General features: G+C 60.6%; 23 protein-coding genes, 1 pseudogene and 1 riboswitch. Of the genes and pseudogenes, 9 read left to right on the forward strand and 15 right to left on the reverse strand.

Going from position 1 to position 24,056, the window contains the following annotated elements; genetic code table 11:
* Positions 1-32: 32 nt before the first annotated feature.
* Positions 33-575, reverse strand: coding sequence for a hypothetical protein (locus tag K0U62_09890; GenBank protein ID MCH9801823.1), 543 nt, complete (start codon positions 573-575; stop codon positions 33-35).
* A 159-nt stretch (positions 576-734) separates the two neighbouring features.
* Here K0U62_09890 and K0U62_09895 point away from each other — a divergent pair, with 159 nt between their 5' ends.
* The 7 genes from K0U62_09895 (at position 735) to nhaC (ending at position 8,736) form a co-directional block, all read left to right on the forward strand.
* Positions 735-2,069 (forward strand): cation:proton antiporter, encoded by a 1,335-nt coding sequence (locus K0U62_09895; GenBank protein MCH9801824.1) that lies wholly within the window; start codon positions 735-737, stop codon positions 2,067-2,069.
* Positions 2,070-2,133: 64 nt separating this feature from the next.
* The gene (locus K0U62_09900; protein ID MCH9801825.1) at positions 2,134-2,553 is read left to right on the forward strand and encodes a TM2 domain-containing protein; all 420 of its coding nucleotides are present in this window, start codon (positions 2,134-2,136) and stop codon (positions 2,551-2,553) included.
* Positions 2,554-2,817: 264 nt separating this feature from the next.
* Entirely contained in the window at positions 2,818-4,173 is a 1,356-nt protein-coding gene (locus tag K0U62_09905) for a YHYH protein (GenBank protein MCH9801826.1), read from the forward strand.
* 21 nt (positions 4,174-4,194) lie between these two features.
* A complete protein-coding gene (locus tag K0U62_09910) occupies positions 4,195-4,845 on the forward strand; it encodes an SDR family oxidoreductase (GenBank protein ID MCH9801827.1) in 651 nt (216 codons plus the stop codon).
* Between the two features lie 108 nt (positions 4,846-4,953).
* Positions 4,954-6,006 (forward strand): matrixin family metalloprotease, encoded by a 1,053-nt coding sequence (locus tag K0U62_09915; GenBank protein ID MCH9801828.1) that lies wholly within the window; start codon positions 4,954-4,956, stop codon positions 6,004-6,006.
* 23 nt (positions 6,007-6,029) lie between these two features.
* On the forward strand, positions 6,030-7,073 hold the full coding sequence (locus K0U62_09920) for a hypothetical protein (protein MCH9801829.1): 1,044 nt from the start codon (positions 6,030-6,032) through the stop codon (positions 7,071-7,073).
* A gap of 82 nt (positions 7,074-7,155) precedes the next feature.
* Complete coding sequence (gene nhaC / locus K0U62_09925) at positions 7,156-8,736, forward strand: Na+/H+ antiporter NhaC (protein MCH9801830.1); 1,581 nt, start codon at positions 7,156-7,158, stop codon at positions 8,734-8,736.
* Between the two features lie 7 nt (positions 8,737-8,743).
* Here the strand turns inward: nhaC and K0U62_09930 are convergent, their stop codons facing one another.
* The 4 genes from K0U62_09930 to K0U62_09945 all read right to left on the reverse strand — a co-directional run bounded on the left by K0U62_09930 (position 8,744) and on the right by K0U62_09945 (position 12,161).
* On the reverse strand, positions 8,744-9,373 hold the full coding sequence (locus K0U62_09930; protein ID MCH9801831.1) for an LON peptidase substrate-binding domain-containing protein: 630 nt from the start codon (positions 9,371-9,373) through the stop codon (positions 8,744-8,746).
* 138 nt (positions 9,374-9,511) lie between these two features.
* The gene (locus K0U62_09935) at positions 9,512-10,552 is read right to left on the reverse strand and encodes a hypothetical protein (protein MCH9801832.1); all 1,041 of its coding nucleotides are present in this window, start codon (positions 10,550-10,552) and stop codon (positions 9,512-9,514) included.
* On the reverse strand, positions 10,549-11,439 hold the full coding sequence (locus K0U62_09940; protein MCH9801833.1) for a hypothetical protein: 891 nt from the start codon (positions 11,437-11,439) through the stop codon (positions 10,549-10,551). The genes K0U62_09935 and K0U62_09940 overlap by 4 nt, the downstream gene beginning before the upstream one ends.
* 215 nt (positions 11,440-11,654) lie before the next feature.
* Positions 11,655-12,161: a DUF1643 domain-containing protein gene (locus K0U62_09945; protein MCH9801834.1), complete on the reverse strand. Its 507-nt coding sequence runs from the start codon at positions 12,159-12,161 to the stop codon at positions 11,655-11,657.
* 158 nt (positions 12,162-12,319) lie between these two features.
* Between K0U62_09945 and K0U62_09950 the strand changes: the two genes are divergently transcribed.
* Positions 12,320-13,714, forward strand: a complete 1,395-nt coding sequence (locus K0U62_09950) for a wax ester/triacylglycerol synthase family O-acyltransferase (GenBank protein MCH9801835.1) — start codon at positions 12,320-12,322, stop codon at positions 13,712-13,714.
* Between the two features lie 11 nt (positions 13,715-13,725).
* On the opposite strand, the gene K0U62_09955 is transcribed toward K0U62_09950, so the two are convergent.
* The 7 genes from K0U62_09955 to K0U62_09985 form a co-directional block, all read right to left on the reverse strand.
* On the reverse strand, positions 13,726-14,925 hold the full coding sequence (locus K0U62_09955; GenBank protein MCH9801836.1) for a YibE/F family protein: 1,200 nt from the start codon (positions 14,923-14,925) through the stop codon (positions 13,726-13,728).
* Between the two features lie 114 nt (positions 14,926-15,039).
* Positions 15,040-16,626 carry an RNA polymerase sigma factor gene (locus tag K0U62_09960; GenBank protein ID MCH9801837.1) on the reverse strand — a complete coding sequence of 529 codons (1,587 nt, stop codon included), beginning with the start codon at positions 16,624-16,626 and terminating at the stop codon, positions 15,040-15,042.
* Between the two features lie 220 nt (positions 16,627-16,846).
* Positions 16,847-17,431 carry a Fe-S cluster assembly protein HesB gene (locus K0U62_09965; GenBank protein ID MCH9801838.1) on the reverse strand — a complete coding sequence of 195 codons (585 nt, stop codon included), beginning with the start codon at positions 17,429-17,431 and terminating at the stop codon, positions 16,847-16,849.
* A 54-nt stretch (positions 17,432-17,485) separates the two neighbouring features.
* A complete protein-coding gene (locus K0U62_09970; protein ID MCH9801839.1) occupies positions 17,486-18,658 on the reverse strand; it encodes a homoserine O-acetyltransferase in 1,173 nt (390 codons plus the stop codon).
* Positions 18,655-19,980 carry a bifunctional o-acetylhomoserine/o-acetylserine sulfhydrylase gene (locus tag K0U62_09975; GenBank protein MCH9801840.1) on the reverse strand — a complete coding sequence of 442 codons (1,326 nt, stop codon included), beginning with the start codon at positions 19,978-19,980 and terminating at the stop codon, positions 18,655-18,657. The genes K0U62_09970 and K0U62_09975 overlap by 4 nt, the downstream gene beginning before the upstream one ends.
* A gap of 205 nt (positions 19,981-20,185) precedes the next feature.
* Positions 20,186-20,291, reverse strand: a riboswitch (SAM riboswitch).
* 44 nt (positions 20,292-20,335) lie between these two features.
* Positions 20,336-20,746, reverse strand: coding sequence for a DUF4192 domain-containing protein (locus K0U62_09980; protein ID MCH9801841.1), 411 nt, complete (start codon positions 20,744-20,746; stop codon positions 20,336-20,338).
* A gap of 30 nt (positions 20,747-20,776) precedes the next feature.
* Entirely contained in the window at positions 20,777-21,340 is a 564-nt protein-coding gene (locus tag K0U62_09985) for a DUF4192 domain-containing protein (protein MCH9801842.1), read from the reverse strand.
* A 170-nt stretch (positions 21,341-21,510) separates the two neighbouring features.
* Here K0U62_09985 and K0U62_09990 point away from each other — a divergent pair.
* A pseudogene (locus K0U62_09990) lies at positions 21,511-21,693 on the forward strand (hypothetical protein).
* On the opposite strand, the gene K0U62_09995 reads toward K0U62_09990, so the two are convergent.
* The 3 genes from K0U62_09995 to K0U62_10005 form a co-directional block, all read right to left on the reverse strand.
* Entirely contained in the window at positions 21,628-22,836 is a 1,209-nt protein-coding gene (locus K0U62_09995) for a YbhN family protein (protein ID MCH9801843.1), read from the reverse strand. The pseudogene K0U62_09990 and the gene K0U62_09995 sit on opposite strands and share 66 nt — an antisense overlap.
* A gap of 69 nt (positions 22,837-22,905) precedes the next feature.
* A complete protein-coding gene (locus K0U62_10000) occupies positions 22,906-23,346 on the reverse strand; it encodes a GNAT family N-acetyltransferase (GenBank protein MCH9801844.1) in 441 nt (146 codons plus the stop codon).
* 84 nt (positions 23,347-23,430) lie between these two features.
* A partial coding sequence (locus tag K0U62_10005) for a hypothetical protein (GenBank protein MCH9801845.1) occupies positions 23,431-24,056 on the reverse strand: 626 nt, incomplete at its 5' end.

The raw sequence follows: 24,056 nt of genomic DNA on the forward strand, positions 1-24,056 counted from the left end.
CCCTCACACGTTGTTAGGAGAATCGGGAGCGACTAGCTCTGCTCGTCGACCTCTTCCTCGTCAGACTCTTCATCGTCGGAATCATCAGATTCGTCGTCCTCGGGCTCTTCCTCATCGGAATCATCGTCCTCGGAATCGCCTGACTCACCCTTGGCCGCCCGCTTGGCGTCCTCAAAGGCCTGCTTGGCCGTCCTCTTTGCATCCTTACGGATCTGCTTCAACCCTTGGACGGTTTCGCGATACGCCTGCTGCGCCGCTTCCACCTCTTCGTCGCTGGTCGCAGCCTGGACTGCAACCTTACGCTCAGCTTGGGCTTCCTTCTTGGCTGCCTTGTAGGCCTTGCGGGCCTCCTTCTTGGCGTCCTTGAAGGCGTCACGGGCTTCCCGCAACGCGTCCTTATCTACCTTGCCGGACTTGCCAGCCTTCTTGCCCTTATCGGCCTTCTCAACCGCGACCTGCTGGCTGCTCGCCGCTGCAGCAGAGTCGGCAGCTTGCGCCGTTCCGACTACCCCAAACGAGGCCGCCGCCAAAGCAGCTGATCCCACCAATGCGCCAATGCGCGCCGATATACTCATGACGGGTGTATCGGTCGGCTAATATCGCGACTTTAGCCTCCCGGTGCCAATGACAAAGCCAAGTCACGGACCGGACGGCAACAGCAACGCCGCACCGGTGACGCCCATATTGCGTATTCAGTGGCCGGTGCGCTGTCCCGGTGAACTAGCATCGCCCTAATGACCTCCACCACCACTGAGGACATCCTCATCGGGATATCTCTCACCGTCGGTATCGCTATGGTCTGTCTGTTGCTGGCGCCACGCCTTCGAGTCCCGGTACTCCTGCTGTTGCTCCCAGCCGGGTTCGTAGCTGGCGCGGTCTTCCCTCGACTCAACCCAACAACCATGTTAGGCGACTCGTTCTTCTCGCTGGTCAACATCGCCGTTGGCCTGATCTTGTTTCATGGCGGTCTCGAGCTGTTCGCCTCCCCCATCCAAGGACGGGATCGCGGCTTGATTCGGCGGCTAGTGAGCCTCGGCGCGTTGTTGACCTGGTTCGGCACGACGGTGGTGGTGCTGCTGCTGCTAGACGTCTCGGCAGCCATGGCTCTGTTGTTGGGAGCGATTCTGATCGTGTCTGGACCCACGGTGGTGGGGCCACTGCTGGCGTACATCCGGCCAGCGCGACGAGTACGGCACATTCTGATGTGGGAGGGAACCCTGATCGATCCGATCGGTGCACTCATCGCGGTCATGGTCTTCCAACTGGTCACCGCAGCTGATGAGCCGACACCGATGAAGATTGCAGGGAATTTCGGCACCAGTATTGCGGTGGGAATCGGCGGCGCTGTTATCGGTTTGCTGCTCATGTGGGTGACGTTGCGGCTGGCTGGCGCCGACTCCAAACTCGGCACCATCAGCCTGCTGGGATCAGTAGTTCTGGCCACCGGACTATCTGACGCCTTCGTCGATGACTCCGGTCTGCTAGCCGCCGTGCTCATGGGTCTGGCCGCGCCGCTACTGATAAGTCGACTACGAACTCAGGATCTGGAGCGGATCACGCCATTCTTCGACGTCGTCGTCACGCTCAGCATCGCTACGTTGTTTGTCGCCATCTCGGCTTTGGTGACACCAGCCTCGCTTACTGCCCTGATCCTGCCGTGCCTAGTCATCTTGCTGGCCATTGTCCTGGTGATCCGCCCCGCCGTCGTGTTGCTGTTGACTTGGGGCAGCACACTGTCGCTCAAAGAGCGACTCTTCATGGGTTCAATAGCGCCACGCGGCATTGTGGCGGCGGCGACTGCAGCGGGTTTCAGCGCCTCACTCAGAGACGCGTCGAACGATTCCAGTACGCCGGATGCTGAAGTTCTGCTGCCGGTCACGTTCCTGATCATTGCGGGCACTGTCACCGTGTACAGCATCGGATCCGGTCTCATGGCGCGGTTGCTAGGGGTCGCTGAGCCCGAACCCACCGACGTAGACATAGCTACCGATCTGGACATCGCTCGCGACACTCAGTTTGTACTCCCTGTTGAATCCCCAACACCTTCACCGCCAGATGACACAACCTAGGCTGCGAAACCAGTAGTCTCACGACAACGGCGGTTCAGACCCGTTGCAAACCTCGGAGGCATTCATGTCAAACACTGATCCATCTCAGCAGCCGGAAGGCGAACAGCAGCCGCCCACAACACCGCCCCCGCCGCCGCCGACTCCGGCACCGAGTCAACCTGCGCCACCGCCACCAGCAGCTGGTACTGGCACCCCAGACCCGAGCGCCCCGGCGCCCGCACCGATTCCCCGGTTGCCCGACGGCAAGCCCGCAGTTGACGCCATGGGCCGTCCCGCCAGCGCCAAGAGTCGACTAGCCGCAGCGCTGCTGTGCTGGTTCTTGGGATTCTTCGGCGTCCACCGGTTCTACGTCGGCAAAATCGGCACCGGCATCTTGATGATCGTCACTCTTGGCGGACTCGGCATCTGGGTACTAATCGACTTCATCATCATCCTGGTCGGCAGTTTCAAGGACAAGCAAGAGCGCGTGCTATCCAACTGGTAAACACTCCACGTGCCACAGCGGGGCTCCTACCGATGAGGTGGGAGCCCCGCTTACCTTTTCCCTACCGTTCTGCCACCGGACTCTTGCATGCACTTGGCAAGGTGCTCGCATGAGCAGACACAGCGGTGGCAGCATTCCGGGGCAACTTGCCCCACTCGGGGGAACTGATCCTGGGCACCACCTCAAGTCGCATTCCGCCCGTAGCCTGGAGTCACCTTGGCGCGCAGTTGCTCTCGTAGCCACACCAACCCGAGGAGAGACATCATGAGCATCGCCACAACTGCTGTTGCGGCCGGAACCATAGCGGCACTGTCAGGTGCACTAGCCATAACCCCGGCATCGGCTCACACTTCCGACACCACTTCTGCCACCGCGCCAAGCCACGACGCCACCGCAACCGTGACCGCCGCCGCGGCCGGCGCCCCAAGCAAAGTCCGCAAACTCAAAGTCCCCAGCAAGAAAATCACCACCAGCACAGCGAAGGCGAAGTGGAAGGCCCCGAGTGACAGCGGCGATGACAAGATCAAGCGCTACCAACACCGGATCAAGAAGGACGGCGCTTGGGGTTCGTGGAAGTCCGTTAAACCTGGGAAACTGAAGACCGGGAACAGCGGTTGGTTCGCCAAGACCTGGCAGAAACTGGCCGCCGACAGTCGATACGTGGTCAAGGTACGTGCCAAGAATTCGATCGGATCAGGCAACGCCAAGAAAATCTCATTCACCACTCACAGCAGCGCTGCGGAGCCCAACAGTGGCTCCGGGGGCAGTTCTGGTGGCGGCTCCGACAGCAACAATCCGTTGTCGGAGTACTTCATCACTTCATCGTTGTGCAACGGTGCCGACTGCGAACAACTCCCCCTCGGCGATGACAAACTCACCACGTCGACTCCGGCGGTGGACAAGATGTACGCCTGCCAAGCTGGCAACCCTGCAGCACCAGGAAGCGACACCTCAGCCATTACTTGGATCGATTTCACCAACAACACTTGGGACCTCACCAGTAAGCCGTGGCTGCCAGCCGGGTCACCGATGACGGGCAGTTACAACGAGTCGGTGACTAGCAGCAATCGCACCATCACCAGCACTGGTCTGCCCACCAGTGGTCAGATCGGGGACTGGCCAATGACGCAGTACCCGCTGCTCACCGCCATCGATCGCAACCCCGGGGTCCCCGCGGCACAGTCGTTCTCCTACACGATCCCCCGTTATCCCACGCCAGCAGCGAATCCTGGCTGCCTACCGATGGGTGCGATCGCGATTGGTACCAACGGTGTGGTGATCTACAACGCCGTTGATGCTCGTGGTGATGACGCGGTGGCTCATGAAATCGTCGACGTCTACGGTGGCCATCCGGCCCGAGACGAGTACCACTACCACTTCGTCTCCGAGCAACTGGAGAAGGACACTGCGCGACTAGGTGACGGCCACTCCGGCATCGTTGGTTACGCCCTCGACGGGTATCCGCTGTACGGCTACTACGGCAGCGGTGGGGTGCAAATGACCAACAGCGATCTAGATGAATGCCATGGCCACGACCACGGCTCTCTCGGATATCACTATCACGCCACGTTGACCTACCCGTACACGCTGGGTTGCTTCCGCAGTCAAGCGATCGGCTAGCACACCGGGCAGAATCAGATCATGCGCGTAACTATTGTCGGCGGTCACGGCCAGATCGCCCAACTCCTTACCCGATTGCTGGTGTCTCGCGGAGATGAGGTGGTCGGCATTATCCGCAACCCGGCACAGTCCGAGGAGCTGCGCGATCTCGGGGCGGAGCCGCTAGTCCTGGATCTGGAAGCGACGACATTACCGGAGGCCGCGACTGCGCTCGCTGGTTCCGACGCAGTGGTTTTCGCTGCCGGCGCCGGGCCCGGTTCCGGAATCGAGCGTAAGTACACGGTAGATCAGGGTGCGGCTGACCTTTCCACTGCGGCGGCGCAAGCAGCAGGGGTGTCCCGTTTTCTGCAGATCAGTTCCATGGGCACAGATCAGCCACCGCAGGACGACGACGTGTTTTCCCATTACCTACGGGCCAAGGCGGCCGCCGAACAGTTCCTGCGCGACACCGATTTGGACTATGTGATTTTGCGGCCAGGCCGGTTGACCGACGAACCAGCCACCGGACACGTGGCGCTGGCACAACAAGTCCCCCGCAGCAGCGTGCCACGGGCGGACGTCGCGGCGGTGCTAATGGCGCTGTTGGATCGGCCAACGCTGCGCCGCAGCACACTTGAGTTGGTCTCCGGGAACGACCCCATCGCCGCCGCGGTGACGCTTCTCACCCAGTAATAGCCTGATGTCGGCAGCCAGCGACCGGCTTCAGAGTGAAATCGGGTGCGCTCACGGCTATCCACCTAAACTGATGCCACGGCGTATTGGCCAGTCCACACGAAAAACGTGAGCGACGAAAGGGTGGCGATGTCAGACAAGTCACCCCGAGACGAGTTCGACGAGGAACTGCCTGCTTTCGATGAGGACTGGGTGCGTTCGGCCGCCCACAGCGAGAGTAGTGCTGAAGAACGAGCGGACCGCTACGCGCGAATTAGCGCCGGGCATCAGCGAGTACAAGACGGTGAGCAGTCGTGGCGCGGCGATAGCAAGCGCCAGCAACGCGGTGGCCTCAGCCTCGCCAGATGGATACTGGCCATCGTCGGTATCTTGTTGCTGATCGTCTTCGTCGTGTGGCTCTTGGACTCGGGGCGGCCGCTAGTCGACGAGGGGCCAGTCGCCTACGTGGGTGGCGATGAGATCAACCAGTCACTGGAACAAAACACTGCGGTTCAACTAACGAAAGCTGACTTCCCCCCACCGGGCGCGGATGCCCAAGCCACCAGGATTCTGCCAGCGGTCCAGCCACCGGCCGTCCCCGGACAGTTCGACTTTCTTACCGAAGTTGGTGGTGAACCGGTCACCTACTCACCCTGCCGCCGACTGGAGGTAGTGGTGAATCCGCGAGGTGGTCCGCCGGGTTCCTATGAGGCGGTGGAGCAAACCGTCGAACAGATTCGCCAGGCCACCGGACTAGATATCACCGTGGCGGGTGAGACTGATGAAACCTACAGCAGCGGTCGGGATCCGGTACAGCCAGAGCGATACGGCAACAAGTGGGCGCCGATCCTGGTGACTTGGACAGAATCTGCACTTGTTCCACAGTTCCAAGGCAGTGCTGTCGGCTTGGGTGGCAGCCTGCAGGTCACGACCAAGAAAGCCCCCGCCAGTTACGTGACCGGTGAGATCACCCTCAATCGGGAGTACTTCAGCCAACCCACCACCGCTGGTCTACTCAAAGAAGTACTCCTGCACGAGTTCGGTCACGTTATCGGCCTTGGCCATGTCGACGATGCCGAGCAGGTAATGACAAGCGAGGCCCTGGGCGGGCGACCACTCGGCACCGGTGATCTCGCTGGCCTGGCACTGCTCGGCCAGGGCCCCTGCACGCCTAAGCTGTGAGTTCAGATCGCTAGGGTCACACCATGTCGGCTCCTCTCCTTGACGCGCTACATCGCTATCCGCCGTCGGAGCGACCCGCTCTCACTGGTCAACTGGCGGAATGGACGACAACCCAACCACTTGCTGGCGTCTCGGTGCTGTCGGCAACTCCGGTGTTCCACAACACGGTGGCCGCTCACCACATCCTCCTTTCCGCTGGCGCCAAACTCACTGTCGGAGTCTCCCCGGAACTCCCCCGCGACCGTGAGGCGATTGCAGTGCTACAGGCCGCTGGCGTTCCTGTCGTGGATCCCACAACCGCGAGCCAACGAATCTTCGACGTGGTGACGGACTGCGCCGGAGTTTTTCGCAGGTCGCCCAGCCGCTGCGGCTATGTTGAACTCACGAAATCGGGCGCCGCCTATTACCGCGAGAGTTCGGCACCGGTGGTGCTCGCGGATGCCGGTCGAGTTAAGCGCATCGAAACCGAACTGGGCACCAGCGATGGTTTTGTGCGAGCGCTCAGTCGCTTCGGCTATCCCGACGTCGCCGGGCGGCGACTAGTCGTCTTTGGCGGTGGCAAAGTTGGCTCAGGAATTGCCCGCCGCTGTCAATCAGCTGGTGCACAGGTTGCCGTCATTGACCACTCGGGCGCCGCACTATCAGCCGAGGGCTGGCAAACCGTCGATCTGGCAAATACCGACGCTGTCCGTTCTTCTATAACCGCAGCCTGGTGCATCGTGACTGCCACCGGCGAAACGAGCGCTCTGGGCCAGTGGGCACCGGACCTCCTCGACAGTTCAGCGCTGTTAACGAACATGGGGGTGGCCGATGAGTTTGGCCCAGCAGTGCCAGCAGATCGGGTTCTCCATGGCAAAGTGCCACTGAACTTCGTGCTCACGGAACCCACGCGGATGCGCTACCTCGATCCGATCTTGGCGCTAGTCAATGCAGCCACTGTCGCACTCACTACCGGATCGGTCCCACCAGGTATGCATCCGCCCGCGGTGGATATTGAGGAGCCGATTCTGTCGTTCCTGACCGGAAGCGCCGTCGCCCGCGAGGTACCAAGTTTGCTCCGGAGCTGATCTGAGCTAGTTGTCGAGGTGACAACTCGGTGTCACTGCACTAGCGTGCGAAATTGCCCCACCCGTGGTCATCGGAGTCAGCATGGTTGTCCCCAGCGACGCGCAACCCGCGCCTAAGAAGCCGAGCCTGTTCGATGCGCTGGTGCCCGTGATCTTCCTGATGATCTCGCTGGCCTTTGCCATCGTCATCTACGGTGACAACGCTATCGGCGGGCCGGTGCAGGTCTCGCTGTTCTTGTCCGCCATCGTCGCCGGATTGATGGGCTACAAGAACAGTCACTCGATTACCCGCATGAGCAAAGCGGCAGTAGACAGTATTGCCACCGCTATGGGGGCGATCTTCATCCTGTTTGCGGTAGGTGCGTTGATCGGCACCTGGAATATGTCTGGAACGATCGCGACCATGACTTCCTGGGGAATCCAGGTGCTCAATCCGAACTGGTTCTATCTCACCGCAGCTATCATCTGCGGCCTGATCGCTCTGGGCATCGGCAGCGCATGGACCGTGATGGGAACTATCGGTGTCGCGCTGATCGCTATCTCTGAGGCACTCGGGATCAACTCTGCGGCTGCTGCTGGTGCCGTGATCTCCGGTGCCTATTTCGGCGACAAGATGTCACCGCTGTCCGAGACCACAAACTTGGCTCCCGCGATATCCGGTACCGACCTGTATACGCATATCCGCTCGATGATGGTCACCACGATTCCCGCCATCCTGATCGCGCTTGGGCTGTTCGCATTCTTCGGATTGAGACAGGACGCCCGCGGCGACATTCCGGTGGATACGGCCGTCGAGGCCATCGAGAAGTACTACACCACCGGCATCATCACCCTCATACCACTGGCAGCGGTGATCTGGTTGGCGGTCAAACGCACGCCGCCGACGCTTGCCATTATCACCGGGGCCTTGCTCGGCGGCATTATCGCGATCATCTTCCAGACCGATCGTGTCATCGAGTTTGCGCAGTCCTCCCGATTGGATGCCGAGGCAGAGCCCGTCGGTAACACGCTGAACCTCATCGAAGGCGTCTGGGACGCGATGGCGATCGGCTACACGGTCGAGACCGAATTCCCAGCGTTGAACGATTTGCTGTCCGGCGGTGGCATGGAAAGCATGCTCAACACGATCTGGCTGATCATGGTGGCGCTGGCCTTCGGCGGCATTATGAATATCACCGGATTCCTCGGTCGTCTGATTGAGCCGCTGAAGAAGCGCGCGAAGACCGACCGGGGCGCCATGGTCGCCACCGGCACCACGGCCATCGGTATCAACGTCTTGGCGGCCGACCAGTACTTAGCCATCGTGCTCACCGGCAACGTATATAAGTACGACTTTCGTCAGCGTGGCATCGCACCGCAATCGTTGTCCCGACAGATTGAGGACACTGCTACCGTCACCTCACCCCTGATTCCGTGGAATAGTTGCGGCGCCTATGCGGCGGGTGTGTTGGGTGTGGAGACGATTGCCTACTTCCCGTGGTGTTTCTTCAACTTAATCAACCCGATCCTGTCGTTCACCTACGCGCTGTTGGGCTTCCAGATCAAGAAGATTCCCCCTGATGAGCAAGTGGCAGAAAGCCCTAAGGACACTGACTTCTACGGCGTGAGCGGCCAAGACGGTGCGGAAGTTCCGCTGGGAGACGAGTCCAAACCTGAGCATTAGTCTGTGCTCAGTCAATCGAGTCCGGGTCACCGCCCAGTAATCGCATGAGTTGCACCGCGTCCTCGGTACCTGCCTTGGTCTGCTCCAGCAGTTCCGACGTTGTGGCGACCTGCAAGAGTTTCACTCGGTCCAAATCACCAAGTGGTGCCAGTGCTGCCAGCTGCCATGCGGCGGTGACTGGATCTTCGGAGAATTCAAAATCGGCGGGAATGTCATCGCCTGACTCGGCAGCCGCTAGTTGTGCCGCCGCCCGAACTTCCTGCTCAACCTCCTGCAGGGCTAGGCGATCCGCCTCGTCCCACGTCAGCGCGTCGAGGTCAGTCACTTCAGCTCGCGGATAGGGGTCATCCGGCAGCCACTCCTGGATACGAATTCGACGCGTTCCCAGCCCGACGATCACCATGCAATCCGCTAGTGCTTCACAGGCAATGATCCGAGCCATAGTGCCGACCTCAAACCGCTGGTCACCACCACCGACTTCACTCCCCCGCTCGATCAGGACCACGCCGAACTCTGGCTGCTCTGACTCCAAAAGTTGACCCAACATTTGCAGATAGCGCGCCTCAAAAATCCGCAGTGGCAGTGGCGCGTGCGGCAGCAGTGCTGATCCCAGCGGAAACATCGGAACAACTGACATGCTGCTAGCCAATCACCGAGCGGGCCGGGCAGCAACCGACAGCGGGATCAACAACCCGGGTGCCGGGTATACCGCTGGCTCTCCTAGCCAGTTCCGCGCAGCGCGCAGCTCACTCGATAGTCACTCAACTAGTGGCGGTCAACGGCACGACACCCGCGGCTTCGGCTTCACCTTCCAGGTGCGCTGCCACGTTCTCTTGGTGTAGCCGCTGCCCTTGACGGTGATCTTGGCGGTGTATTTCAACCCAGCGCTGCACACTGGCTTCACCATCACCCGGCCCCACTTCTTGTTGGCCTTGATGCCGCACAGCCGTTTGCTGGCCTTGCCCTTGAGTTTCTTGCCGGGCTGGGAACACCTGACCTGCACCTTGGCGATATTGGCGTTGGTCGTGACCTTACGCACCACCTTGGTTGTCTTGCCTACCTTGAGTTTCTTCTGCTTGCCCATTGCCTTGACCTTGAGCGACGCCTTCGGCGCCACGATCGGCTCGGGTGTCGGCGTGGGCGCCACGATCGGCTCAGCTGTCGGGGTCGGCGCCGTGATTGGCGGCGCCGTGGTTGGCGGCGTGACCGGCGTGGGCACTGCCTTAGTCGCTAGTTGAATCTTGCCGACCGTGATGGGCAGGCCGGAGAACAGTTTGCTGGGTTGGGCCCCCCACACCACTGATGGCACGCTAGTTGGCGAGAACACGACGTGGGGGCCGCACATGCCGTCCCAATCGATGCCGCCATTGTCGAAGAAGCAACTGCCTACCTGACCCGTGCTGGTCAGATCTTGCGGTGCAGCGAAAGTTTTCGAGTTCGCTGGTCGGGTCGCCGCCTGCACAGTAGCGGCACCACTTGCGGTGCGTCGCCACACCGCCGTGGTCGTGCCATCTTCACCAGCTGCTAGATCCAGCCACGGAATCTGACCCCCCGCACTCGACACCTGGGCTGCGGCACCAAAGTCAGCAGCTCCTGTCGCGCGAGTACGCACATCCACCACTGTCGAGGAACCCGAAAACTGGGTCCCACTTATCGACGCCACCGTCAACGAACCGTCCGGCCCGTAACTAGCCACCGGCGCATAACCAACCCCGATATCCTTCACCGCCGCAAAGTTCGCTGCTCCCTTTGCTTTGGTGGCCACCTGCACCAGCTGCGGATTACCTAACTCTGCCTGAGCACTCGACAGCGTCACTCTGCCTGAGCACTCGACAGCGTCCAGACCACAGCAACAGCCCCATCGTCACTCACCGCTAACTCCGGCCAGTCCATGTCAGCCCCAGAAACGGTTTCCGGGGCAGCAAACTTCTCCGCCCCAGCAGCCCGGGTGACCGCCTTCATCGTGGAACCCACAACGTTAAATGTCGCCACCAACAGCACCAACGAGTTATCCGGTAAATACGCAATATCGCTTGGGGCAGCCGGGTCCGCGATCTCGCCGCCGACTGACCCGCCAACCGCTACGAAACTCGACGCACCGGCCACCCGAGTCGCCGCCTTCGCCCGATCGACAACTCCGCCACCATCGTTTTCGCTCCACGCGACCGTGGTATCCCCCGACGGTCCATACGCCGGCAACGGCACACCACACTGCAACCCCGCGTTCGGATCACACGTCCCCACAACACCCTGAGCAGAAAAACTCGACGCACCAGCCCCCCGCGTCGAATACTCAATCCTGGTCGGCGTATTACCCGAGGCATATCGTTGCCACGCCACCGTCACCGCACCAGCAGCACTCACCGCCACCCGCGGATGATTCACTTCCTCACCCGCAGCCGACACCGTCACTGGCGCAGAGAAATCACTCGCCCCGGCAGCCTTCACCGCCACCCGAATATGAGTGTCGTTCTGAGCATCGATACCCGTACCTGCCAACCACGCAATCGCCATCGTGCCATCCGCACCAGCAGCCACACTCGGCGCGTAACCACCCGCACTAGACACATCACTCGCCGGTAGACCCCAGTTGATGCTGTCGGCTTCGACGGCTCCTGCCGTTGCTAGTGGAGTAAGCAGCAGAGCAGCGACCGCGCCGCCGACTGCCCCTACCTTGACTCTCAGACTCCGCGTGTACCCCATACGACTCTCCTCTGCCCATCCACCTTGAGTCGCTGCTCCCTAGCCACGCCACTAGAAATGGCCGTTCTTGAGCAAGTCTTGAGGTTCGACGCCCACTCCTCGGCTCATGAGCGCTTACCCGCCTAGGGCCCGTCGGGGTCGCCTAGTAGTTACTGGCGAGCCAGAGTCGGTGGTCACTAGGCCACATGAGGAACTGACCACTAGCCCCCTGACTGCTACACCCCGATGGATGACTCCCACACGTATCGCTGGACTGTGGCGGAGTTGTAGAGCGGGTGGCGAGGATGGCCGGCTGTCGTGACTCCTTGGGACCAGCAGCGATAGGGCGCCAGCATTCGGTGAACCTGCGCGACCCGATCAGCGAAACCTGACACTCGCTCCCCGGCTGCTCCCCAGGCCAACAGAATCTGATCCCCCTCCCGTGCCGCCGTGCGGATCGCGGCATCATTGCCCGGACCCACCGGGTCTTGTGTGGCCAGTAGCCCAGCCGGGTCAGTACTGCGGAAGCCGTAAAGATTGACCAAAACGAAACCGCCGTGACCCAACTGCTTCGCCAACCCGGTCACCCGCCTCGTGGTGGCATCCTCGCGAAACCGGTCTGCGGTGGATGGGTTCAGTCCGACCACCGCCAAGGTGCTGCCCTGCTGCCAGCGTCGAGAGAGTCGATAGCGATAGCGACGACGAGAATCATCTGCCGGGCGACTACTCACGGGTTCCCGCACATCTAGCAGTGTGACTGCCACGCGGTGCTCACACCAACCGCAGACAACCAGATCTACTCGAATCTGGCCGGCCAGTACTCTGCCAAACAGCGCGCAAGCAGCCCTCGGATTGCGTAGGGTGACTAACGCTCCCAGCGGGCGCCAAGAGAGGACTTCAGATGACGGACACCAAGCAGCGGCTTTCCGGTCTCGACTACCAGTTCTTGGGGATCGAAGATAAAAGTCAGACTCACATGCACATCGGCAGTCTGCTGACTTTCGAAGGGCCGTCACCGGGTCAGCAGGAACTGCGCGACTTCATCGCTTCCCGAATCAGTTTGGTGCCCCGGTTCCGCCAGCGGATCATGTCCACCTCGGTGGACACCGGCAAGCCTTACTGGATTGATGATCCGGACTTCAATCTGGAGAATCACGTCGTGGCCGTAGCGCTGCCGGCTCCTGGTAACCGCGAGGACTTGGAAAAGCTGGCGGGTGAGTTCTTCTCCACCCGGTTGGATAGAAATCAGCCGCTGTGGCGGATGTGCTACGTCGAAGGCCTGCCAGGCGATCAGTGGGCCTTGATCATGAAAATGCATCACTGCATGGTGGACGGCCTCGGAGCCCTCGATCTTTTCGCTGCGCTGCTGGACCTGACGCCGGAACCCCGCGAGGTCGAAGAAGCAGAAGCATTCGAACCGGAAGAGTTGCCCGGCAAGCGACAGGCTCTCGCCGAGCAAGCCAGACGAATGATGGATCGCGCCACCGACGCCACCAAGTCGCTGAAGTCGATGATCTCCAACCCGGATGAAGCTGGCCCCAAGATTTTCGAAGTGGCCAAAGGACTGGCAGAAACTGCGCAAGCTGCGCTGCCGTTGCCCGTCGATACGCCGCTCAACGTGGAGACTGGACCGCTGCGTGGCTTCTCCGGGACATCTCATCCCCTCTCGGACTACAAGGCCATCAAGAATGATCTGGGCGGAACAATCAACGATGTTGTTCTGACTGTGTCAGCTGATGCGTTGGGGAGGTACCTCCGGCATCTCGGTGTCGACACCGACGGGCTGGAGTTGCGCGCTGAAATCCCGAGTTCAGTGCGACAAGACGGTCAAGGTGGTGACAAGGGCAACATTTTCGTCGTCCTGGCAGTCCAACTTCCTGTGGGCGAGATGCTGCCCGGAGATCGCTACCGGGCGGTGAATGACTCCATGCAGACCATCAAGGGCTCTGGGATCGCCACCGCCGTCGGCACTGTACTCAAGGCCACCGACTTCTTGCCGCCCACGTTGTTGGCGCAGACATCTCGACTGGTGTTCGGCAAGACGTTGTTCAACGTCTTAGTGAGCAACGTTCCCGGTGTGCAGTTCCCGGTCTACATGAATGGCAGTCGACTACTGAGCCTTTCGCCATTGCCGTGGGTGGGCCCGCAGCAGGCGCTGTCGGTGGCGTGCATGTCCTACAACGGCGAACTCAGCTACGGCTTCATGTTCGACCGTGAGGTAGTCACCGAAGGCCAACTGGTCGCGGACTACTTTGACGAAGCTTTCGTCGAGTTAAAGGCATCGATCGAGGGCTAACCAAGCCAGCGCTATTTGTCTGATCCCCAAAACGCAGATTCCTCGTCTGCCTCGGCTGTGCTGGCCTCGTCGACATGCTGGTGATCAGTCAGGATGGCTGCCATTAACGCCGTGGTGATGGGAACGGCGGCGATGATGCCCAGACCACCGATCAGCGCACGAACAATCTCTTGGGCAATGACTTCGTTATTGATCGATTGCAGCAAGCCCAGGTCAGACATCGTGAGCAGGATGAACGTGGGTAGCGCCGCGCCGACATAGGCCAGGACTAGGGTGTTCACGGTCGCCGCTACGTGGTCGCGACCAACTCGCATACCGGCGCCGAACAACTGCGGCCAACGAGCCGACGGATCTGCCCGCTTTACCTCAGCGACGGCTGCTGCCTGGGTGATCGTCACATCGTCCAACACACCTAACGCGCCAATGACCACCCCTGCTAAGAACAATCCGCGGAGATCAAACTCCATTCCTTGTAGATCAAGGAAGTACGATCCCTCATCTCCCATCCCGCTCAGCGAAACGAACCCGGTAAACAACCACGCCAAGGCGAGGGTAAGGAAAAGCGCCAAAACCGTTCCGACAATCGCGACCACTGTTCCCACATGGGGACCGTGGGCAAGGAACATGGCCACGATGGCGATAGCCGCCGTGCCCACGGCCGCGATAACCACCGGATCCTTCCCCAACAAGATCGACGGCAGAATGAACCAGATCAGCAGAGCCATCGACGACACCAGACCTGCTAGCGCCGACACACCTTTCCATCGCGCGAACAGCACCACAGCGACCGCAAACAGGCCCGCAAGCCACAGCAGGGAGGACTGCCGATCAATATCGCTGAGTGCAAATTCGCCTGGCTCTGTGTTGCTTTCCACTAGCCACACTTGGGTTCCTACAGCTATCTCTGGGGAGTTTCGCGTCTGGAATGCATCGGTTTTAACGTTCTCCCCCGCGAAGAGGCCTTCGGCAACCTCAATGGTTAACGTCACACAATCTTCAGCGACCGGTTTACAGTCTGAAACTTCAGTGACGGTGCCTGGGGTGCGCTCGCCTAGGGGGGTGGTGGGGACCGGTTCGGAAGGCCACAGGATGATCAGTGCCGCCGCCGTGATCACGGCCAATAATCCGATGATGAACCATAACGACCGGCGGATACTGCCACCCACCAAAGTGTCAGCGGCGTCAGCACTGTGAGAATGTTCGACACTCATGACTTCTCCTGCCTGACTGAACGAAGACGTCTGTTGTGAACCACCCTACTTTGTCAATCGGGCAGGCAAACAGATCCGAGATTGCGTTTGGCGAAGTTGCGGCAGGGATGCGCTTTACTCCAAGTAATCGCGTAGTACCTGCGAGCGGCTGGGGTGCCGCAGTTTCGACATCGTCTTGGACTCGATCTGACGAATCCGCTCACGAGTGACCCCGTAAACCTTCCCGATCTCGTCAAGCGTCTTGGGCTGGCCATCGGTGAGACCGAAGCGCATCCGCACCACACCCGCCTCACGATCAGACAAGGTCACCAGTACCTGATCCAACTGTTCTTGCAGCAGTGTGAAGGACACCGCATCGGCCGGCACGATCGCCTCAGAGTCTTCAATCAGATCACCGAACTCGCTGTCGCCGTCTTCGCCCAGGGGCGTGTGCAGCGAAATGGGCTCCCGACCATACTTTTGCACCTCGACGATCTTTTCCGGCGTCATGTCGAGTTCGAGGGCCAACTCCTCCGGAGTGGGCTCCCGACCGAGATCCTGCAACATCTGCCGCTGCACGCGAGCAAGCTTGTTGATGACCTCCACCATGTGGACCGGGATTCGGATGGTTCGGGCCTGATCGGCCATCGCGCGCGTGATCGCCTGGCGAATCCACCACGTGGCGTAGGTGGAGAACTTGTAGCCCTTTTTGTAGTCGAACTTCTCCACTGCACGGATCAAACCCAAGTTGCCTTCTTGGATCAGATCTAGGAAGAGCATCCCGCGACCGGTGTAGCGCTTGGCCAGTGAGACCACCAACCGCAGGTTGGCCTCCAGCAGGTGGTTCTTGGCTCGTTGGCCGACCCTTACCAGTTGCTCGAGTTCGTATTCCTGATCGCCTTTGAGTTTCTTGACGAACTTCTCATCCGCTAGTCGCTCTTCGGCGAAGAGACCGGCCTCGATCCGCTTCGCGAGCACCACCTCTTGCTCAGCGTTAAGAAGCGGAACCTTGCCGATCTGCTTCAGATAGTCCTTGACTGGATCCGCAGTAGCACCCGCCACGGTGACGGTCTGGACGGGCTCATCAGTCTCATCGGTGTCAGACAGCACCAGCACCTCGGGGCCGTCTTTCTTCTTGCCCTTGCCGTCTTTTTCTTCATCTTTCAGATCGCGCAAGGCAACTTCTAGATCCTCTTCGGCTTCCTGCTCAATCTTGGCGGCGGCTTTAAGATCCACGCCGTCTTTGTCGGCGATCGCCGGTGCGGAACCGTTGGAACTGGGGGCGGCGGCAACTTCCTCAGTCTCAGCAGCCTTCTTGGCTTTTGATTTAGTAGCAGCGGCCTTCTTGGTCGCAGGCTTCTTCGCCGTGGACTTCTTAGCCGTGGACTTCTTGGCCGCGGGCTTGGCTTTCGAAGTAACAGCCTTCTTGCTGGTGCTCTTCGTGGCCGCGGCCTTCTTGGTCGCAGGCTTCTTCGCCGTGGATTTCTTCGCTGCCGTTTGGGACTTGGTAGCCGAACTCTTCGTCGTGCTCTTCTTTGCGGCGGGCTTGGACTTCGAAGCAGCAGCCTTCGTCTTGGCAGGCTTCGCAGCCGAACTCTTCGTGGCCGCGGCCTTCTTGGTCGCAGGCTTCTTCGCCGTGGAGTTCTTCGCTGCTGTCTTGGTCTTGGCAGCCGAAGCCTTCTTCGTGGCAGGCTTCTTTGCTGTCTTGGTCTTAGTGGTCACTCTGCTCCCTCTAGCGGCCGAACCCGCAGCCAGCGTCCTCCCTGGCCGACACAAAGGGCCCGTGTCAAGTCGAAATCGACTTGGACGGGCTCGGGCGCTCTCGCGCTGCCCTATTGTGGCATGGATTCCCAGTGAGGGCCTCGTTGCCCCGTCGGCGACGTGTCTCTACTGGGAAAAACGCCTGATCGGCCGCCCACATTCCCCCAGATGTGTGCCACATCTAACCTGCTTTGGCCGCCTTTTGCGCACGTTTCCACTCCCGCACCCGCTGCAGACTGTCCGGCCCAGTCACATCCGCCACACTCATGAAAGTCCCCGGCTCACCATAGGGGTCGCACACTTGCTGCGCATCAGCCATTTCCTGCGGCAATCGGCCACTCTTGAGCAACATCGCCAAGAATATCTTCGCCTTCTGCTCTCCGAACCCCGGTAGGGCCCGGAGTCGTTTGAGGCAGTCGCGGCCATCGGTGGCTTCCAACCAGATTCGACTGGCATCACCGTCGTAGTCGTCGCATACCGCCCGAGCCAATGACTGAATCCGGGTGGCCATGGCTTTCGGGAAGCGATGTATCGCTGGCGACTGCGCGGCTGTTGAGACCAGGTCGTCCTCTGAGAGTTGCGTGAGGACGGCGGGATCTAAGTTGTCGGGTGACCCTAGTCGCGCTGCAAGCACATACGGGCCGGTGAACGCCCGTTCCATGGGCACCTGCTGATCGAGCAGCATCCCCACCAACAGTGCAAATGGATCGCTAGTGAGCAAATCGTTGGCTTCGGGGGTTTGGGCAACAGCAATCTGGGCGGTCATGGCGCATGACAGTACCTGAGCCCCACAGGGTCAGCACCTCGGGGGCGGCGCTTGCTAGCAGGGCGATGTCGCTGTATCGGCCAGGGTCTCGGACACGATACGGCCCACCGGGTCCGCCTCAATCAGGAAGCCATCATGTCCAAAGGGTGATTCGATGACATCCAGCCCGCCACAGCTGCGAATGTGATCTGCCAAGTGCTGCTGCTGGGCAAGGGGATACAGCCGATCGGTATCTATTCCGGCGACGCGAACCGGAACTTCAATCCCGGCAAGCACCTGCTCCAGACCTCCACGACCCCGACCCACATCGTGGGTAGTCATGGAGTCAGTCAGCGACACATAACTTCCGGCGTCGAACCGGTACAAGATCTTGTCACCGTGGTGATCCAGATAGGACTGCACGGCAAAGCGGCCAGCATCGTCATGGCGACCCGCCACCTTGTGTTGCAGCGGCTCTTCGGCAGTCTGCGGAACCCGACCGAATCGCAAGTCAAACTCTCGCGACGTGCGGTAGGTCAAATGGGCGAACCGCCGCGCCACTCGCAAACCAGCCACGGGGCCGATCCCGTGATCGTAGTAGTCCCCGCCCAGCCAGTAGGGGTCGGCGGTAACTGCCTGGATTTGGGCAGTCTGTGTGGCAATCTGATCGCCAGAGGCGGCCGCGGTGGTAGCGAGCATGACTGCCGATTGCACTCGGTCCGGATGGGAAACCACCCATTCCAGTGCTCGCATGCCCCCCATCGAGCCGCCCACGACCAGGGCAAAAGACTGGATGCCCAGGTGATCGGCGAGCAGCCGTTCCACTTCAACCTGATCGCGAGCCGAGACACGCGGCCATCGGGAACCCCAGGGCGACCCATCGGGATGGAGACTTGCGGGACCGGTAGTGCCCTGGCAGCCTCCCAACGTGTTGGCGCACACCACAAACCATTGATCGGTATCGATCGGGCACCCTGGGCCAATGAGGGAATCCCACCAGCCGGCCGTTGGTTGGCCAGGACCAGCCGGACCTGCGGCATGCGCGTCACCGGTCAGTGCATGTTCGATCAGCACCGCGTTGCTGCGCTGGGGGTTGAGTGTTCCCCAAGTCTCGTAGGCCACCCGCACCGCCGGCAGGCTGCCACCGAATTCCAGGTCTAGCCCCCCGACGTCGGCAAACCGACGCCAGGCGGCTGGATCACCCTCCCGCCACGCACCGGTGGCGGGAGGACGCTGGGACCCGTTCACGACGTGGCTTCCGCCTTTGCTGCGCGGAAGCCGGCGTCAAGGTCGGCCAAGATGTCATCGATGCTCTCGATACCTACGGCCAACCGGACCAACCCGGGAGTAACTCCTGCGGCTAGCTGCTCTTCAGGAGTGAGTTGCGAGTGGGTGGTTGACGCTGGGTGAATGACCAGGGAGCGCACATCACCGATGTTAGCGACATGGCTGTGCAACTGCAGGCCTTCGACGAAGCGCTTGCCCGCTTCGAGGCCACCGTCGATCTCGAAAGCCAGCACAGCACCGGTACCTTCGGGAGCGTACTTCTGGCCCAACTGGTACCACGGGCTGCTGGGCAGTCCGGCGTAGTTCACGCGGAGAACCTCTTCGCGGCCTTCCAGCCACTGCGCCACCTTCTTGGCGTTCGATACGTGGCGCTCGATGCGCAGCGACAACGTCTCTAGCCCTTGCGAGAGCAGCCAGGCGTTGAACGGGGCGGCTGCCGAGCCGATGTCACGTAACAGTTGCACCCGGGCCTTCATGATGAAGGACACGTTGACGCCGAATAGTCCGTCCGTACCAAGGTCCTTGGCGTAAACCAGGCCGTGGTAACTGGGATCGGGCTGGGTGTAGTTGGGGTACTTCTCCGGGTACTTGCCGTAGTCGAAGGTGCCACCGTCAACGATGACACCAGCAACAGCGGTGCCATGTCCGCCGATGTACTTGGTCGCGGAGTGCACAACGACATCCGCGCCCCACTTCAGCGGCTGAATCAGGTACGGGGTGGCAACGGTGTTGTCCACGACCAGCGGTACACCATTCTCATGGGCGATACCAGCCACGGTCTCGATATCCAGTACATCGTTCTTGGGGTTCGCGATGGTCTCGGCAAAGAACAGCTTAGTGTTCGGGCGCACCGCATCCCGCCACGCCTGCGGGTCATCGGGATCACTGACGAAGGTCACCTCGATGCCCAGCTTGGGCAGCGTGTAGTGGAACAGGTTGTAGGTGCCGCCGTACAAACTCGGGCTGGACACTAGGTGGTCACCGGACTCGGCGATATTCAGGATGGCCAGCGTTTCGGCTGCCTGGCCACTGGCAACCAGCAGCGCTCCCACGCCACCTTCCAGGGCGGCAATCCGGTCTTCGACCACGGCCTGGGTCGGGTTCATGATCCGGGTGTAGATATTGCCCAGTTCCTTCAACGCGAACAGGTTGGCTGCGTGGTTGGTGTCGTTGAACGTGTACGACGTGGTCTGGTAAATCGGCAGTGCACGCGCGTTGGTCGCCTCGTCGGGTGACTGACCCGCGTGAATCTGCTTGGTTTCGAAGCCCCATGCCTCGCTCATAGTTTCTCTTCCTCCATTAGTTTTACCCAGGTTTTGGGCGCCTGTAGTTTTCGTTGTGATCTTGTTTTCAGATAGGGGTCCCCATCCCAAGTGGGCGGGGGATGTCATCCGGGGAGCGCTGGAAAAGCGCCGCTCAAGCCCCGGTGACCTGCTGCATTCGACAACAACACATATCGTCCACCTTTTCCGGGGACGCAGTGTGCGCGTCCCGCGCTTGCCGACATTTCGACCTGGTCCTCATCCGGAGCACCCCACCGCGGTGGGAGGGTTGCTGTCCGACTAGCCGGAGCTTTCCATCGGAACTCGTGACCTGACCAATAAGGTAACTGATGTGCCGGGCAATCGTCCAGTTTGGCTAAGCAGCACTTTCGGGTCGAGTGCCGTGTCGGCACTGTTCCTCGGACAAATTGGCCATGATGTCCTCCCAAACTGACGGCGGCATCCCGGCATCGAGTGCTCGACGCAAGAGTTGCGAAAGACCGTGATTTGGGTCGGTGACCAGCGCTCGCTCCACCGCTGCCGCGGCCCGTAGCCCATCCCCGAGTTGCCAAGCGGCGAGTCCGGCGACCGCCCCCATAGGGGCGATATGCGACTCTGGCCCCCGTCGCAGTGCCTCCGCGGTGCACCGCCAAACGCGCGACCACTGTTGCTGCCGAGCGGACACCGTCATTCGACGCAACCAGGTGTCGCGCACCCGAAGGTCGGCGCAGCCAGCCATCAGCTCCGCCAGCTCAGCATCCGTTGGTGCATGCTGGGCGGTGACCAACAGCTGTAAGCGGAGCAGGCAGTTGTCCCGCTACACCTCGCGATCACCACTACTGGACGGCACCCTGATCGACCCACTGTCCGGGCCGGATTGCACTTCGGCGACGACATCTGCCCGACGGGGCAACGGTGCCGCACCAGCGACGATGAGTTGCAGCGCTGGCTCGGAGGCAGCAACAGTAGGTAGCGGGTGAGCAGCACATCCCGCCGCAGCGCAACTGAGGCCAATCCAACTCTTGGCTGTGGCATGACCTGCCCACAACAGCCGCGGCGATTCGCCACTGGCAGCGAAACTAGCTGCCAGTTGGCCAAGTGGGTCCGTTGGGTCACCGGAACACCCAGCGGCCACCAGCACCACGGCTGCTGGATCAACCGCTGCGCACCGCTGCTGAATCGCCGCCATGGTGGCGCTGGGATGAGTGGTGGCGGCCGCCCAGTCCAATCGCAACGTCAACACCACTCGTTGATCGTCACCAATCATTACGGCCACCAGGCTGTCCTGTGGGTGGAAGCCCATCAAATACGGAATCGCAACTACTAGTGGACCGGGGTCGAAGCCGGTTGCGCGGACATCTGGGCAGCTGTGCGGGTTCATGTCGGCCACTGTGGTGGTGTGACCGGGGGAACAGATCGGTGACGACTCAACTGTGAGCGGGGCCCTAATCAGCTAGTTGTGGATGCCGGCACTTTGGCGTGTCGGTCCCCCACCCTGTTTTCCGATTTCCCTAGGGTCAAGGCAGAGCCCGAGGTTCGACAGAGGGGAAGCTGTCGGACCTCGGGTTCTTCCATGACCGCTCTCACTGCTGGGCCCACGAACTGTCTGGCGGCACCCGCGCACGGACGAGTTGTCAGGTAGGGGTCGTCAAGTTTTTTTCTGAATCCTCAATCGCCACCGGAGTCCGGCGAATCCAAGACTTCATCGGACGTGACAGCTACCGCCTTCTTGCGCTGGCGGTTGATCTCCCAACGCCAGTAGAAGATGCAGATCAATCCAATGATGATCTGTGGGATGTAGGACGAGGCCCGCCACACTAGGTCAGCGGCAGTTGCTAGTCCCGATTCGATACCGAAGCTAGTCATCAATCCGATCATGACGGCGTCTACAGTGCCCAACCCGCCCGGAGTGATGGGGATCATGATGCCCAACTGTGAGATTGCCCAGCAGCCGTAGACCAACAGCAGTGCCGGAGCTCCGTCTTGTCCTGCGACTCCCACCATCGCGGTGTAGAGGATGGCGAACTGCGACCACGACACCCCGATCTGCACCACGGTGATGACCAGCCAACGTTTGGAGACCAAACCGACGATGTCGTGACGAAGTTTCACCACCTGTTCGGTCATATTCACTGAGGACTCTTTTCGGAAGAGTCGCGTAACCCAGGCCACCACACTGTCAGCCCAGCCGCCGATGCGTTGGGCATTAGCGTCCGAGCGCAAAACCAGCGCGAAGAGGATGATGGCAGCCGCCAGCATACCGATCCCCAAAAATGCTGCATTGAGGTAACTGGAGGCATCGTCGCCGGCTATCGACAACGCCACGACACCCGTCACCGGCAGGAACATGGTGACGAAGACGCTCCACACACCAGTGGCGCCAATCGCAGCGGTCGCGGCAGTAGGGGTGGTCTTGTAGGAGGTCAACTGGGCGTACTGCAAGCCCAGCCCGAAGGCACCACCAGCAGGAATACCATTCGACACCGTAAAGGCGGATTGATTGACGACGAAACCATGCTTGTAACGCAGCCCCGGAGTAGCGGCCACAAACGGCCAGCCGTAGAAGAACAGGTACCACAGTACGACCAGCACTAACCCCACGATGGCTGCGGTCGTCATCGCTTGGATGTACTCGGCTGCCTGAGCGTAGTCACCGATCTGCGGAATCACTCGGGTGAAAACAATGGCCAAGAATACGACCGCGACAATGCCACCAATGATGCTCTTCTTGCGGTCGATCCCACCGCCAGAGACACCTAAGTGTTCTCGGGCTTCCTCGTCGCTGAGCTCCTCCCCGTCACCGACAGCCTCCGCCGCATCCACGTCGGCAGGGTCGGGTTCAACGGAATCAGCAGAACCATCATGATCTTGAGCCATTGCTTCATCCTAGGGGTGCGCGTGATCCCTAGGGACCATTAGCCCCTCAGTTGTCTCGCTTTCGGTGACTCACCGAGTTGTTTTCGCTTCGTACGTAAGCCACATCGTCCGGATCGCTACTTGGTCATACAACCGACGTGCCGGATAGTTGTCGTCACCGGTCAGCCACTGCACTCCCACCCAGTTTCGAGACTTGGCGGTATTGACGACGTCGGCGATCAGTGCCCGACCAATACCCTGGCCGCGCATCGCTGGGTCTACAAATAGGTCATCCAAAAAACCACCGTGCGCCCCCGCCAACGGCTCCGGCACTTCACGGAAATGGGCCAGTCCCACCACTTGCCCGTCACGAACTGCAACCAGACCCTCGAGAACGTGGTCTGTGTCGTGTAGCCATCCCCACACGGTGTTGGCGAGTTCATCGGAAAAGCTCACTTGGTAGAACTCGCAGTACTGCCGATATAAGTTCCGCCATGCCTCAAAGTCAGCGGCTGTTGGCTGCCGCAGCATCGTTTCGGCGCTCATACCGTCAGGCTAGAGGTATGGCCAGCCGGATACCGCCATGAATACACACTGATGTGAGCCCACAGATGACTAGCCGGTGAGCCCGTTTTCTTGCGGAGCCAACGGATCAATACATTCACCGTTACCGAGGACCTTCAGTGCCTCACGCTGCTCTTGCGAAAAACCGTTGGCATCTTGCGGATCGGGACCCATGACCGAGCCCTGATCAGCGGAGTCTGCCAAACCAACAACGTGGGCCAACTCGTGCAGCAGTACTGCCCGTAGTTCCTCGTCGCGGAGTTCACCATCGGCGTTTAGTCGGATCATCCCAGACAGATACGTCTGCTCACCGTCTTCAGTGACGATGACGTTGGATCCGTCGTGACCGCTGACGAACGAGGGCTCTGCATCAACCCAGCCGATCAGAATCGGCGCCGGCCGGTCTCCGTAGCGCTCCGGCTGATAGACCGTCCGATCATCGCTGGGCACCTCGTCAGTGTCTTCCCCCAGGACTAGTTTCAGCCCAGTCAACTCACGAATGTCGGCGATAGCCGCCTTGACTGCTGGCCGGTAGCCGGACGAGGCACTAAACGTGTTGATGGACACCACCCACTTCTCGCACGACGAGTAGGTGACCGGAGCGCCGTTTGCCATGACATCGGCGTAGGGACTTTCCGGTGCCGCTTGCGCTTGATCGCCAGCCACCGCCGCGGGAG

It is taken from the genome of Actinomycetes bacterium, from assembly GCA_022599915.1.
Classification (GTDB): domain Bacteria; phylum Actinomycetota; class Actinomycetes; order S36-B12.